The organism is Pseudomonas sp. 2725 (assembly GCF_050434585.1).
Classification (GTDB): domain Bacteria; phylum Pseudomonadota; class Gammaproteobacteria; order Pseudomonadales; family Pseudomonadaceae; genus Aquipseudomonas; species Aquipseudomonas jessenii.
On sequence record NZ_JBNDIV010000001.1, the window covers coordinates 492770 to 506044 of the forward strand.

A 13275-nucleotide genomic window follows, 5' to 3' on the forward strand; every position below is an offset into this window, starting at 1 on the left:
TAGTGGTGGGCCGCAACGCTGTTTGAGTGATTATTTGGGCGCCCTTCATGGGCAGAGGCGGCTTTGAAATGGCTTTGATCGTACAGAAATTTGGAGGCACCTCGGTCGGCACCGTCGAGAGAATCGAGCAGGTCGCCGACAAGGTTAAGAAATTCCGCGATGCCGGCGATGACCTGGTGGTTGTGCTGTCTGCAATGAGCGGCGAAACCAACCGTCTGATCGATCTGGCCAAGCAAATCAGTGGCGACGGCCAACCGGTTCCGCGCGAGCTGGACGTGATCGTTTCCACCGGTGAGCAGGTGACGATTGCCCTGTTGGCCATGGCGCTGATCAAGCGCGGCGTGCCGGCGGTGTCGTACACCGGCAATCAGGTGCGGATTCTGACGGATAGCGCGCACAATAAAGCGCGTATCTTGCAGATTGATGACCAGAAGATTCGCGGTGACCTGAAGGCAGGTCGTGTGGTGGTTGTCGCCGGTTTCCAGGGCGTCGACGAGCACGGCAACATCACCACCCTCGGTCGTGGCGGTTCCGACACCACCGGCGTGGCGCTGGCGGCAGCCCTGAAGGCTGACGAATGCCAGATCTACACCGACGTCGACGGCGTCTACACCACCGACCCGCGTGTGGTGTCCGTGGCTCAGCGCCTGGACAAGATCACCTTCGAAGAGATGCTGGAAATGGCCAGCCTCGGTTCCAAGGTGTTGCAGATCCGCGCGGTCGAGTTCGCCGGCAAGTACAACGTTCCGCTGCGCGTACTGCACAGCTTCAAGGAGGGTCCGGGCACCCTCATTACTATTGATGAAGAGGAAACCATGGAACAGCCGATCATTTCCGGTATCGCTTTCAACCGCGATGAAGCCAAGCTGACCATCCGTGGCGTGCCAGACATCCCGGGCGTTGCCTTCAAGATTCTCGGCCCGATCAGTGCCGCGAACATCGAAGTCGACATGATCGTGCAGAACGTCGCGCACGATAACACCACCGACTTCACCTTCACCGTGCACCGCAACGACTACCAGGCGGCGCAAGCCGTGCTGGAAAAAACCGCTGGCGAGCTGGGTGCCCGTGAAGTCGTGGGCGACACCAAGATCGCCAAGGTGTCGATCGTCGGCGTTGGCATGCGCTCTCACGCAGGCGTGGCCAGCCGCATGTTCGAATCCCTGGCCAAGGAAAGCATCAACATCCAGATGATCTCGACTTCGGAAATCAAAGTCTCCGTAGTGATCGAAGAGAAGTATCTGGAACTGGCTGTGCGCGCTCTGCACACGGCTTTCGAACTGGACGCACCGGCCCGCCAGGGCGAGTGATGCGTTTGCCAAAAGGCGCGGTCTGACCGCGCCTTTTGTTTTTTTGAATGGCGTGACCCCCGAGACTGTTCTTTTGCTCGCGCTAGTCAATACTCAGGCATGTAGGGCTGCGACCGCTCCGGTTGTGGGTCGAGTGCCTTTTTTTTGCAGACTGTTGTCCCTGAAATGTAATGCGTGAGGAGAAAGGTATGCTGATTCTGACTCGTCGGTGTGCAGAAAGCCTGATTATCGGTGATGGCGAAATCACCGTGACCGTGCTCGGCGTCAAAGGAAATCAAGTGCGCATCGGTGTTAATGCCCCCAAAGAGGTAGCTGTTCACCGGGAAGAAATTTACCTGCGTATCAAGAAAGAGAAGGACGAAGAACCAAGCCATTAATTTTTATCGTTTTTTATGTTTGCAAACGGGGAAGAAGCTGGTTAATATACGCCCCGTGTTGCGGAGAGCTGGCCGAGTGGCCGAAGGCGCTCCCCTGCTAAGGGAGTACACCTCAAAAGGGTGTCGGGGGTTCGAATCCCCCGTTCTCCGCCATTATTTGCGTAGTACGTTGTAATCTGGCTTTTTCGGTAAGTTGTTGAAATTACTAGAAAAAGTGCTTGACATAGAGATTAGACGGCCTATAATGCGCGGCAACAAATGCACTCGTAGCTCAGCTGGATAGAGTACTCGGCTACGAACCGAGCGGTCACAGGTTCGAATCCTGTCGAGTGCACCATTTAAGAGTTAGTTACAGCAATGTAAGTAACTTGGTTTCAACCAGTTGTGATCTGGTATAAAAACACAAATTGCACTCGTAGCTCAGCTGGATAGAGTACTCGGCTACGAACCGAGCGGTCACAGGTTCGAATCCTGTCGAGTGCACCATACAACAGAAAGCCCGCATTTAATGCGGGCTTTTTGCCGTCCGGGATTTGGCTTTTCCTTTCGTGCATCCCCTCTCGTCGAACTCCACCTGTGCACTACGACCTCGCAGGGTGTCGTAGCGGTAGCTCGTGGCTGAATTTCGAATACTGATCCTGTCTGGCTTGCCGAGGGCGCTTTCGACGTCTTGCTGGCTCATGCCGGCGATCACTCGCTGATTGATGATCGCCTCCCGGCGCTCCCTGGCATTGATCAGGTTTCCACACTTGTCCTGCGCCTGACCGACCACGGTCGGCTCTCTGCTTGGAATTTTCATACCTGATGTTTCGCGGGGCTCGGCTGGCGGCATTAGCGCCATCGTGCTGCCAGGTGTAAAGGCACGGGCGTCCTGAAGTGAAACATTCTCTCCCGCGGCACAACCCAGTGTGGTGAAGGTAATGCGCCCATTGGCAGCCTCACAGCGCTGAACGGTGGTGGCGACCGCCAAGGGCAGGGGGCTGAGCAGGGTGAAAACCAAAAAGAATTGAGCAACTGATGGCATCAGGCGTCCTCCGTGACGTTCCTTTTCAAGGGTAGCGGCTACAATTTTCGAAGGTGTGTGTGTTTTCTTTTCGGAATACGTCGTCGCATTTTCATGGATCAGGCCGATGCTCAGGTTTGTTGTGCAAGCGCTTGTTTCAGCCGAGATTTTTTAACGTTTAAAACCGTCAGGCGGTGTATCATTGCGCCCGTCAGCCCCGCCGGGGCTTGTGGAATACCTCCATGGACTTACCCAGTAGTTACTCAGTACCCCGTTTCACCAATCATGAATTGACTGATTGATCCTTCCGGCGTGCCCCGCTGCTGGGAGTGGAGTTCGCCTATGTCCGAAGTTGAAGTAAAGAAAACGCAGGAAAGCTTGCAGGATCGCCTGGCTCAGGTGGTTGAGTTGCTGCAGCGCCAGCGAGTTGTAGAAGACCTGACTCACCGCCAGGAAGGCCCGCATCATGACCGGGTCGAGAACCTGGTCCACCGGCAGAACCTCGTCGAGTTGCAACGCAAGCTCGATGACCTGCACTCCGCCGACGTCGCCTACATCCTTGAAGCCTTGCCGCTGGACGATCGTCTGACGCTCTGGCAACTGGTCAAGGCCGATCGCGACGGCGACATCCTTCTTGAAGTATCCGATTCGGTCCGTGAATCACTGATCGCCGACATGGACGATCACGAGCTCCTGGCAGCCGCCAAGGACATGGATGCCGACGAACTCGCTGACCTGGCCTCCGAGCTGCCGCGAGACGTCGTCCATGAGCTCATGGAGACCCTCGACCAGCAACAACGCGAGCGCGTGCGTTCGGCTTTGTCCTATGACGAGGAGCAGGTCGGTGCGTTGATGGACTTCGAGATGGTGACCATCCGCGAGGATGTCAGCCTTGAAGTGGTCTTGCGTTACCTGCGCCGTCTCAAGGAGTTGCCGGGCCACACCGACAAGCTGTTCGTGGTCGATTACGACGGCGTGCTCAAGGGCGTGTTGCCGATCAAGCGTTTGCTGGTCAACGATCCGGACAAACAGGTTTCCGAGGTGATGGCCAGCGATCCGGTGAGTTTCCACCCGGACGAAGACGCCTACGATGCCGCCCAGGCATTCGAGCGTTATGACTTGATCTCCGCACCCGTGGTCGACAAGAACGGCAAGCTGATCGGCCGTCTGACCATCGATGAAATGGTCGACCTGATCCGTGAAGAGAGCGAAAGCGAAGTTCTCAACATGGCGGGTCTGCGTGAAGAAGAAGACATTTTTGCATCGGTCTGGAAATCCCTGCGTAACCGTTGGGCCTGGCTGGCGATCAACCTGATTACCGCGTTCGTGGCTTCTCGGGTCATCGGTTTGTTTGAGGGTTCGATCGAGAAGCTCGTGGCGCTTGCGGCGTTGATGCCGATCGTGGCGGGGATCGGTGGTAACTCGGGTAACCAGACCATCACCATGATTGTTCGGGCCATGGCGCTGGACCAGGTGAGCACCGGCAATACCTCGCGCCTGATGCGCAAGGAATTGGCGGTAGCGCTGATCAACGGCGTGATCTGGGGCGGGGTGATCGGTGTGGTTGCCTACCTGCTCTATGGCAGTTGGTCTTTGGGCGTGGTGATGACCGCCGCGATGACGCTTAACTTGCTACTGGCGGCGTTGATGGGGGTTTTGATCCCGATGACCCTGGCGAAGATGGGGCGCGACCCGGCGATGGGGGCCAGCGTGATGATCACGGCCATGACCGACAGCGGCGGCTTCTTCATCTTCCTGGGGCTGGCGACAATCTTCCTGCTCTGAAGCCTTGTTCATCGAAAACCCGTCTTTGGCGGGTTTTTTTGTGCCCGGATTTCAGGCAAAAAAAAGCCAGCGATCAGGCTGGCTTGGGCTTACTGGCAGAATCAGGAAGCGTCGGCGGTCATTTCAGCGTCATGGGCGATCAGCGAAACAAGGGCGTTCTGCTGTCGATGGGAGAGCTGGCGGAAGCGCTGCAGCAACTCCCGTTCGTGCAAGGAAAGCTCCGGGCTGTCCAGGCGCATGCTCAACTCTTCTCCCAGTGCGCCTTCCTGAATAAGACTCTGCTCAAGGCGCGCAATGATTTCGGAGTTCATGCTGCGATGATGATTGCGAGCCACCTCGGCAATGCGTTCACGCATTCCGTCTGGCAGACGTACGACGAACTTGTCAGCCGTACGGCTGGAATAAATTGCCTGTTTCAATGGGCGCATATATTTAACCGGTTAGTTCAGGGGAGCGGTTTTCGGGATTGGCCGCAGGATGTCTGGTAGGACAAGTGCTCTGACCAAATGTTCAACCTGAATTGATAGAGGCGCGCATCATGCCTCAAAGCAGCCAGATCCTTGGCGCCAATTATGTGACAAATATTGAACCGAATAAAGGCGTTCTGCCAGCACCAATTATCAGAAACGCGGACTGGTTTGAAAAGTTCGACCAGGCCGCATCGCTTATCGCTTTCTCCACCCGACGAAAGGTTGCCGGTGGGCAGGAAAAAGTGAACTCGGACCCTGTTCCTTGTCTTTTATAGGATAGTGGCAAATTGCCGATTTACTAGGGGAAGTCGTATAGGGGGAGTGAATTCAAGATGGGTGGCAGGCCCTTGCAGCGGGTCTGCCATGTCAGGATCAACGCAGTACCGGATCGAACTTGATCTTGCGCCCGGCGATCAATGCGAGCACGAACAGCGTGCTGAATACGCCACAGGCGATCAGGGGGAGAGTGACGACCATGTCCTGGGTCAATGACAGATGGAAAATGCCGCTCAACAAGGCGAGGGTGAAGAAACTCGCGGCTGATCTGGACATGCTGTGCTCCTGGTAAAGGTCATTCAAAATACCAAACGTTCGGCAGACGGAGCCGGCATCAGGATGTTTTCCTGGTCGATCTCCTGACTGACAAGGCTGTGCCGGTCGCTCGTCACTGCCAGCTGCGGTGCCTTCTGCAACTGAAGGTAATGCGGCATACGTTGGGCAACCTGCGTAGCGCTGCTCTGGGGAACAAAATGAACGCCTGCTAAAACCACCAGTGCGATTGCAGACAAGAGTGAAAGGGCGCTCTTCATGGGGCGTACCTCGGTTGTTCTGTGAGAACAGCAGAAGCAGCTCGCATGCCAGAGTCTATCGACAATTAAATTCTTTAAAAACAATGAATTAAGTTATTTTTGGTAAAGCGCCATATTGCATTTGCAATGATGGCTTTTTGCAGTGATGCAATTTGCATGGTAAACAAGTCCGCGCCCGGCCGAGGCGTCTGCCTACACTTAAAAAGCCTACGGACGACATGACAAAAGCCAGCCCGGCCGTTAACATGCACGCCGTCCATCGCACCGCGTATCGTCGCGGTCAACCTGTGTCTCAGTAGCTCAATTGGATAGAGCATCCCCCTCCTAAGGGGAAGGTTGGCAGTTCGAACCTGCCCTGGGACACCATATTTTTCAGCTCCCCCCGCCTGTTTCAACGCTTCCTTTTCACGACTTGTAGATAAAGTTCTGCAAGTTCAGGCGCCTTGGATTCATCGAAGACTTCAACTCTACCTTCGCGCCTTTCCGTCTCCTCTCCCACGTAGTCTGAATCTCCCATCCCGTCTGGGAGTGCGCGGGGGAGTAGGTACAGGTTAGTGCGGCAGGATTTACCGGAAACGACATCAGTATTGCGAGAGCCCTGTCCCTGGACACCGAAAAGGACGGCGAAACGGTGACGGCCTAACCCTTAAAAAAGTGGGGGGAGGCCGTCTTGCATCGACTTGAAATTCAATCCAGTTCTACCCAGGCGGACTCGGTTGGTGCTTCGTTGGTGAGCCCGTGTTTGAGCGCATACATCAACAAGTCGATGCGGTTGATGAGATCCAGCTTTTGATAGATGTTGCTGAGGTGGTTGTGCACGGTGTGCTCGCTGATCCCCAGGCGCCCGGCGATGCTCACATATTTGGCGGACGGTTCGCCCACGATGGCGCGAATCAGTTCTCTCTCGCGCAGCGTCAACCGCGCCTGTTTCGCCCGCTCCAGATTGCATTTCATGGGTGTATGTCTGGACGCGGCATAGCCGGAAAGGCCGCCAGCCCAGGCTCTATCCATTGCGATGTCGCTATGGTGGACCTTGAGGATGGCCTGGATGATCGATTCCGTCGGGTCTTCCGCCAGCACGATGCCGCGAGCGCCAGCCTCTATCGCCTGGGCAGCGGGGACAACTTCGTACAGGCCCTTGAGCAGCAGCACTTTCATTTCGGCGCTACGGGTGAGTCCCGCGACGACATCCAGAGGGTTCAGCGCATCCGGAAAGAAACTGAAAAAAATGACATCGGGCCGCAGCTGATCGGCAAGATCCAGCGCCTGGGTATAGGTGGTGGCCTGTCCTGTCACTTCCATGCAGGGCATTCTGGCATTGATCAAGTCGTGAAGGCCCTTGAGTACGAGGGGGCGACAATCGATCAACATCACGCCAATTGGCTCTTTTTGGTCAGTCATGATCTTCCTGACCTCCTTGAAAAACCAATGATGGCCTCCACCCGCTGGCCTTCCCGGGTCAGCAACTTGCTCACCGGGGCGCAGCGATTGAAGGATGGATTCGAACGCAGGGAGGCCGTGATGATGCCCGCCCAGGCATTGGCAACCACCGACCCCGGGGCCGTTTCCATCAACAGCACTGGCACGTGGGGCGAACTTTTCCAGAAGGCAGGCAAAGCCCGGGAGAGAAGTTCAATACAAATAATTATCAGTGGTTTACGCATGATGATGTGCTCCCTCCCGCCTCTCAACTGATTCTAGGTCAGCCCGGAGCGCTGCCAACCTGTCCATCCGTCAGTCCTCGATACAAGCCCGGTGCGCACAGGCCTGAGCGATGTACTCAAGGAAGGGAGTAAGCCTCGAAAATCAAGGTATTAGGCTCGCCATGGGTGGCCAATTGCCAAGGTCTGATCCTGATTGCCTTCGTCAATTAATCGACGAGTGGTGTTCACTTAGGAGTGCTAATGTCAGCTTAGTCAATTTATCGGCGATGCCTGCTGGTCAGCCACCGGCATTTGCGGGTGTTCATGTATCGCTGGTGTTCATGTATCAGCACTTTTTTGTGCGCGAGGTCTCGTTTTCAGTAAGGCCTACACCTATTCAGAACGGGCGTTGGGGGAAGGTTCTCAAGGGAATGCCATGGCTGGCCGATAACACGGGCAGTCAGGGACTTGTTCGTCTCTTCCGGTCGGCATGGGGCGCACTGTCTATGAGAAGGTGTTTGATAGCCTAGTGCCACCCGTTATCATCTGCGCGCCAAAACAGGGGCTGCGAAGCTGAGTCCGTCCGTGTATTTGCCTTTGGGTTCTTCTTCTTAAATTGCCTGGAAATCTTCGATGCTGTCGTATCACCAAAAGCGTTTTCTGATCGTCGATGATTTCTCGGACTTCCGCAGTTCGGTCAGGTCGATGTTGCGCGAATTGGGCGTCAAGGAAGTGGACACTGCCGATACCGGTGAGCAGGCGCTGAAAATGTGCTCGCAGAAGGCCTACGACTTCATCCTGCAGGACTTTCACCTGGGTGACGGCAAGAAGAACGGCCAGCAGGTGCTCGAAGACCTGATGGAAGAAAAGCTGATCAGCCATGAGGCGGTGTTCGTCATGGTCACCGCCGAAACCAGCCAGGCCATGGTGCTCAGTGCGTTGGAGCATGAGCCCGATGCCTACCTGACCAAGCCGTTCAACCGTTCCAGCCTGGCTCAGCGCCTGGAGCGCCTGGAGCAGCGCAAGACTCTGCTCAAGCCGATCCTGCAGGCCCTCGACCGGGGCAAGCCGATGGAGGTGCTCAACGCCTGTATCGCCCTGTGCAAACAAGATATTCGTTACTCGCCGTTGTGTCTTCGCTATCGCGCCGATGCCCTGCGCGACCTGAATCAGAACGAAGCGCTGGAGCGCCTCTATGACGGCATCATCGCCGACCGTCCGTTGCCATGGGCGTTTGCCGGGTTGGGCAAGTTGCTGTTCAAGCGCGGTCAGGTCGGGCAGGCCAAGGGCATTTATGAGAGAGCCCTGAAAGTCTTCCCGATGATGCCGTCGCTGTATGACGGCATGGCGGATGTATTGGTCGCCGAAGGGGACACCAAGGGGGCGCAGCGCGTCCTGGAAGAGGCGATTCGCCTGTCGCCGCTGGCGGTGCGTCGCCAGGCGTTGCTCGGTAAGCTGGCGATGACCAACGAGGACTTCGACACGGCGGCCAAGGCCTATCGCCAGGCCGTGAGCCAGGGCGCCCAGTCTCGGTTCAAGGATGCCGAGAGCAACCTCGGCCTGGCCCATGCATTGATCAGCAAGGGCAGCGAACGGGGCCTGGACACGCGGACCCGTCTGGAAATCAACACCACATTGAGTGCCGTGGCCAAGGAAAACCCTTCCGATCCGGGCCTGCAAATCCGCGCGCGCCTGATGAAGGCCACCAGCCTGTTGCTCAACGACGCCGAGACGGCCGACAAGCTTACCGAGCAAGCCTTGCTGCGTCTGGACGGCATGGAGCAATTCATGAGCGCCGAAGCGGCGTTGCTGGTGGCCAAGCAACTGAAACTGCTCGGGCAGACAGAGGCCGGTACCGCGATGCTGAAAAACTGTGTGGAAATCTACGGCGACGATCCGGTGGTCATGAAGGACATCGCCAAGCAGACCGACGACCCGAGCATCCTCAATTCCGGCAACGCCGCCGCGGAACTCAACCGTCAGGGCGTGCGCGTGTACAAGACCGGCAACCTGGTGGAGGCCCGGCAGGTATTCCGCAGGGCCCTGGCGTTGCAACCGAAGAACATCAGTATCGCCCTGAACATGGCGCAGTCGTTGTTGCATGGCACCGATACCAGCGTTCCCTCGGCAGAGCTGGAGGAGTGCCAGGTTTGCCTGAAAATGGTCGGCCTGATGCCCGACACCGACGCGCGCTATCCGCGTTACCAGAAGCTGAAAAGCAAGGCGTTTGGCCAATGAACGACAACGAACCGGCACTGGATTTCTCCACGGTGATCGCCTCGACCGTGCACGACATGAAGAACTCGCTGGCCATGCTGATGCAGGCCCACAGCCAGTGGCTGGGGCGATTGCCGGAGTCGGCGCGGCAGGCGCCGGAGCAGGGCGTGATCGACTTCGAATTCGCCCACCTCAACGGCATGCTGGTGCAGTTGCTGGGGCTGTACAAGCTCGGCGTCAACCAGATGCCACTGCAACCGGCCTACCATGAACTGGACGACTTCATCGAAGCGCAGCTGGCCTGTCATCAGGAGGTGTTCGCCAGCCGCGGGATCATGGCCACCTATGAAGTGGACCCGCTGAGCCCGCTGGGTTTCTTCGACCGTGAGTTGATCGCGTCGGTATTGGCCAACTGCATCAACAACGCCATTCGCTTTGCACGGCATGCCGTTTTGATCAGCGTCAGCGACGAAGCCGGGCAACTGGTGTTGACCATCAATGACGATGGCGAGGGGTATCCGGCGCAGATGATCGAACGTCAGGTAGATTACGTGCAGGGTATCAATCAAAGCACCGGTAGCACCGGGCTGGGCCTGTACTTTGCCGGGCGAATTGCCGCGCTGCATCAGCGCAACGGCGTGGGTGGACGTACCGAAATCAGCAATGGCGGGCCGTTGGGCGGAGGGGTGTTCCGCCTTTACCTGCCCTGACAGACAGCATTTTTTTCGACGCTGCTTGAAATTCCGAACACGTGGAGCCTATTTTGTACGGTCGCCGTTCGCGGCCCGCACAATAACAAGGATAGCGTCATGACGACCGTTGGCCTGAGTTCACTCGCGCAGCGATTGACGGGCATTGATCAAGTTGAATGTGTCACGCCGGATTTGAATGGCGTACCACGGGGCAAAGTGATGACCTCCGAGGGGTTTCTCGACGGTCGACGTTTGCAGATGGCGCGGGGCGTGCTGCTGCAATGCATCATGGGTGGATATCCGCCGGCACGGTTTTACGGCAGCGATGATGGCGACCTGGCGCTGATCCCGGACCCTGCACAAATCCATCGCTTGCCCTGGAGCCATCCACCGCGGGCCTTGGCCATTTGCGATGCGGATGAACTGGGCACCACCACCAGCTCCAACCTGTCGACCCGTGGCCAGCTCAAGGCGGTGATTGCCCGTTACGCGGCCCGCGGCCTGGCGCCTGTGGTGGCGACCGAGCTCGAGTTTTTTGTCTTCGCCCCCAACACCGATCCGACCCTGGCTTTTCAACCGCCACTGGGGCTGGACGGTCGCCGCGAAGATGGTCAGTCGGCGTTCAGCGTCAGTTCCAACAACGGCTTGCGGCCGTTCTTCAATGAAGTCTACGAGTGCATGGCTGCGTTGGGGTTGCCTCGCGATACCTTCATGCACGAAATGGGCGTCAGCCAGTTCGAGATCAATCTGCTGCACGGTGATCCGCTGCTGCTGGCCGACCAGACATTCCTGTTCAAGCACCTGCTCAAGGAAGTGGCCCTCAAGCACGGCCTGAGCGTGGTGTGCATGGCCAAGCCGTTGGCGCATACGCCGGGCAGTTCGATGCATATCCATCAGAGCGTGGTCGAGATCGATTCCGGGCGTAACGTGTTCAGCGACGAGGCGGGGCAGGAGACGGCCACCTTCCGCCACTTCATTGCCGGTCAGCAAACGTGCATGGCCGATTTCACTGCGTTGTTTGCGCCGAACGTGAACTCCTATCAGCGCTTGTGCCACCCTTACGCCTCACCGAATAATGCCTGTTGGTCCTACGACAACCGGGCGGCCGGCCTGCGCATTCCGGCCAGTTTGCCGGTGGCCCGTCGGGTTGAGAACCGCTTGCCGGGGGCCGATGCCAACCCGTATCTGGCGATTGCCGCAAGCCTGGCGGCGGGGTTGCATGGCATCGAGAAGACATTGGAGCCGAGCGCGCCGATCCAGGGTGAGTTCGAGGTGCCGGACAATCTTTCGTTGCCGTGTACCTTGCATGCGGCACTCGAGCGTCTGAAACGTAGCCAGTTGGCCAAGGAACTGTTCGGCGCGGAATTCATCGAAGGCTACATCGCTTCGAAGACCCTGGAACTGACCAGTTTCCATGATGAAATTACTCCCTGGGAAAGGCGTGTTTTAGCAGCCCAGGCCTGACGTTCCGTCGACATCCGGCTATCGTTTAGCGATAGCCGATTCTCACTGCAAGGAGCCGCTCGGAACGCCGATGCGCCAAATCTGGAAATCCTTTCGAGCATTGTATTTCGCCTCGCTGATGATGTTGATCGGCTCGGGTCTGTTGAGTACTTACCTGGCGTTGCGCCTGGCTGCCGACCATGTCGACAGTCTGTGGGTCGGTGCGCTGATGGCTGCCAACTATTTCGGCCTGGTGCTGGGGGGCAAGATCGGCCACCGGTTGATTGCCCGGGTCGGGCATATCCGGGCCTATTCGGCGTGTGCCGGGATCGTTGGCGCGGCGGTGCTCGGCCATGGCCTGGTGGACTGGTTGCCGGCTTGGCTGTTTTTGCGGGTGATCGTCGGCCTCGGCATGATGTGCCAGTACATGGTGATCGAGAGCTGGCTCAATGAACAGGCCGATGCCAATCAGCGTGGCATGGTCTTCAGCGGCTACATGATCGCTTCGTACCTGGGGTTGGTGCTGGGGCAGTTGATTCTGGTCATGCACCCAGGGCTGGGGCTTGAATTGCTGATGTTGGTCGCTCTGTGCTTCGCGCTATGCCTGGTACCGGTGGCCCTGACCCGGCGCATTCACCCGGCACCCTTGCACCCGGCACCGATGGAGCCACGGTTCTTTATCAAGCGCGTGCCTCAGTCACTGAGCACGGTGCTCGGAGCGGGCCTGATCGTCGGTTCGTTCTACGGTCTGGCGCCGCTGTATGCCTCGCAGCAAGGGTTGTCCACCGAGCAGGTCGGTCTGTTCATGGGTAGCTGCATTTTTGCCGGGCTGCTGGTGCAGTGGCCGTTGGGCTGGTTGTCCGACCGCTACGATCGGGCCGTGCTGATCCGCAGTTTCGCGTTCAGCCTGGCACTGGCTGCACTGCCGCTGGCGATCATGCCGCAGGTGCCGCTGGAGGTATTGTTCATCGCCGGGTTCCTCTGTTCGCTGGTGCAGTTCTGCCTGTATCCGTTGGCGGTGGCGTTCTCCAATGACCACGTCGAAGGTGATCGCCGGGTGTCCCTGACGGCGATGTTGCTGGTTACCTATGGCGTGGGTGCGAGTATCGGGCCGCTGGTGGCAGGTGTGCTGATGAAACTGTTCGGCAGCCAGATGCTCTATGCGTTCTTCAGTTTCTTTGCGTTGGTGCTGGTATGGCGGATTCGCCCGAAAGCAGTGACCAACCTGCATCAGGTCGACGACGCACCGCTGCATCACGTGGCCATGCCGGACAATATGACGAGTTCGCCACTGGTGGCCTGCCTCGACCCGCGTGTTGACGAGCAGGTGGTGCAGGACCAGATGCACAGTCCGGTGAGTACAGCGCCAGAGCCTGAATCAGAACCTGAAGCTGTCACCGAAACTGAAACCGATCAGCCGCCGCAAGACCCTGATACAGGGCGGGATCCTAACTTCAGCGAGGCCAGGCCTTAAAACCGGGGCACAAAAAAACGGGCAGTCACCGCAAGGGAGTGCCCGTTTTTTG

Annotated in this window: 14 protein-coding genes and 4 tRNA genes; 12 read left to right on the forward strand and 6 right to left on the reverse strand. The window is 57.7% G+C overall.

Features of this window, described 5'->3' with window-relative positions; all coding sequences use genetic code 11:
- Positions 1-68 precede the first annotated feature (68 nt).
- From ABIE16_RS02275 to ABIE16_RS02295, 5 genes are all read left to right on the forward strand, one after another.
- Positions 69-1310 carry an aspartate kinase gene (locus ABIE16_RS02275; RefSeq protein WP_007971040.1) on the forward strand — a complete coding sequence of 414 codons (1242 nt, stop codon included), beginning with the start codon at positions 69-71 and terminating at the stop codon, positions 1308-1310.
- Positions 1311-1498: 188 nt separating this feature from the next.
- The gene (gene csrA, locus ABIE16_RS02280; RefSeq protein WP_002554426.1) at positions 1499-1687 is read left to right on the forward strand and encodes a carbon storage regulator CsrA; all 189 of its coding nucleotides are present in this window, start codon (positions 1499-1501) and stop codon (positions 1685-1687) included.
- Positions 1688-1749: 62 nt separating this feature from the next.
- Positions 1750-1840 (forward strand) — tRNA-Ser (locus ABIE16_RS02285).
- A gap of 107 nt (positions 1841-1947) precedes the next feature.
- Positions 1948-2024 (forward strand) — tRNA-Arg (locus ABIE16_RS02290).
- 72 nt (positions 2025-2096) lie between these two features.
- A tRNA-Arg gene (locus ABIE16_RS02295) sits at positions 2097-2173 on the forward strand.
- Positions 2174-2192: 19 nt separating this feature from the next.
- Here ABIE16_RS02295 and ABIE16_RS02300 read toward each other — a convergent pair.
- Positions 2193-2711 (reverse strand): cell envelope protein SmpA, encoded by a 519-nt coding sequence (locus ABIE16_RS02300; protein WP_090457327.1) that lies wholly within the window; start codon positions 2709-2711, stop codon positions 2193-2195.
- A 321-nt stretch (positions 2712-3032) separates the two neighbouring features.
- On the opposite strand from ABIE16_RS02300, the gene mgtE reads away from it, so the two are divergent.
- A complete protein-coding gene (mgtE, locus tag ABIE16_RS02305) occupies positions 3033-4475 on the forward strand; it encodes a magnesium transporter (protein WP_007971042.1) in 1443 nt (480 codons plus the stop codon).
- Positions 4476-4576: 101 nt separating this feature from the next.
- On the opposite strand, the gene ABIE16_RS02310 is transcribed toward mgtE, so the two are convergent.
- Positions 4577-4903 (reverse strand): Arc family DNA-binding protein, encoded by a 327-nt coding sequence (locus ABIE16_RS02310; RefSeq protein WP_008066583.1) that lies wholly within the window; start codon positions 4901-4903, stop codon positions 4577-4579.
- A gap of 110 nt (positions 4904-5013) precedes the next feature.
- Here ABIE16_RS02310 and ABIE16_RS02315 point away from each other — a divergent pair, with 110 nt between their 5' ends.
- Positions 5014-5220, forward strand: coding sequence for a hypothetical protein (locus ABIE16_RS02315; protein WP_079246716.1), 207 nt, complete (start codon positions 5014-5016; stop codon positions 5218-5220).
- A 97-nt stretch (positions 5221-5317) separates the two neighbouring features.
- Here the strand turns inward: ABIE16_RS02315 and ABIE16_RS02320 are convergent, their stop codons facing one another.
- Positions 5318-5497 carry a PA3371 family protein gene (locus ABIE16_RS02320; protein WP_057713619.1) on the reverse strand — a complete coding sequence of 60 codons (180 nt, stop codon included), beginning with the start codon at positions 5495-5497 and terminating at the stop codon, positions 5318-5320.
- Positions 5498-5520: 23 nt separating this feature from the next.
- On the reverse strand, positions 5521-5754 hold the full coding sequence (locus tag ABIE16_RS02325; RefSeq protein ID WP_057713620.1) for a hypothetical protein: 234 nt from the start codon (positions 5752-5754) through the stop codon (positions 5521-5523).
- Positions 5755-6043: 289 nt separating this feature from the next.
- On the opposite strand from ABIE16_RS02325, the gene ABIE16_RS02330 reads away from it, so the two are divergent.
- A tRNA-Arg gene (locus tag ABIE16_RS02330) sits at positions 6044-6120 on the forward strand.
- 321 nt (positions 6121-6441) lie between these two features.
- On the opposite strand, the gene ABIE16_RS02335 is transcribed toward ABIE16_RS02330, so the two are convergent.
- Together ABIE16_RS02335 and ABIE16_RS02340 are read right to left on the reverse strand one after the other, a co-directional pair.
- Positions 6442-7155, reverse strand: a complete 714-nt coding sequence (locus ABIE16_RS02335) for a response regulator transcription factor (protein WP_057713621.1) — start codon at positions 7153-7155, stop codon at positions 6442-6444.
- The gene (locus tag ABIE16_RS02340; RefSeq protein ID WP_429520488.1) at positions 7152-7418 is read right to left on the reverse strand and encodes a hypothetical protein; all 267 of its coding nucleotides are present in this window, start codon (positions 7416-7418) and stop codon (positions 7152-7154) included. The genes ABIE16_RS02335 and ABIE16_RS02340 overlap by 4 nt, the downstream gene beginning before the upstream one ends.
- 612 nt (positions 7419-8030) lie before the next feature.
- Here ABIE16_RS02340 and ABIE16_RS02345 point away from each other — a divergent pair.
- The 4 genes from ABIE16_RS02345 to ABIE16_RS02360 all read left to right on the forward strand — a co-directional run bounded on the left by ABIE16_RS02345 (position 8031) and on the right by ABIE16_RS02360 (position 13223).
- Positions 8031-9635 carry a response regulator gene (locus ABIE16_RS02345; protein WP_429520489.1) on the forward strand — a complete coding sequence of 535 codons (1605 nt, stop codon included), beginning with the start codon at positions 8031-8033 and terminating at the stop codon, positions 9633-9635.
- On the forward strand, positions 9632-10324 hold the full coding sequence (locus ABIE16_RS02350; RefSeq protein WP_057713624.1) for a sensor histidine kinase: 693 nt from the start codon (positions 9632-9634) through the stop codon (positions 10322-10324). Before ABIE16_RS02345 ends, ABIE16_RS02350 begins: the two co-directional genes overlap by 4 nt.
- Before the next feature lie 201 nt (positions 10325-10525).
- Positions 10526-11770 (forward strand): glutamine synthetase family protein, encoded by a 1245-nt coding sequence (locus ABIE16_RS02355; protein ID WP_167362901.1) that lies wholly within the window; start codon positions 10526-10528, stop codon positions 11768-11770.
- Between the two features lie 70 nt (positions 11771-11840).
- Entirely contained in the window at positions 11841-13223 is a 1383-nt protein-coding gene (locus ABIE16_RS02360) for an MFS transporter (protein WP_057713626.1), read from the forward strand.
- The last annotated feature ends 52 nt before the right edge of the window (positions 13224-13275 follow it).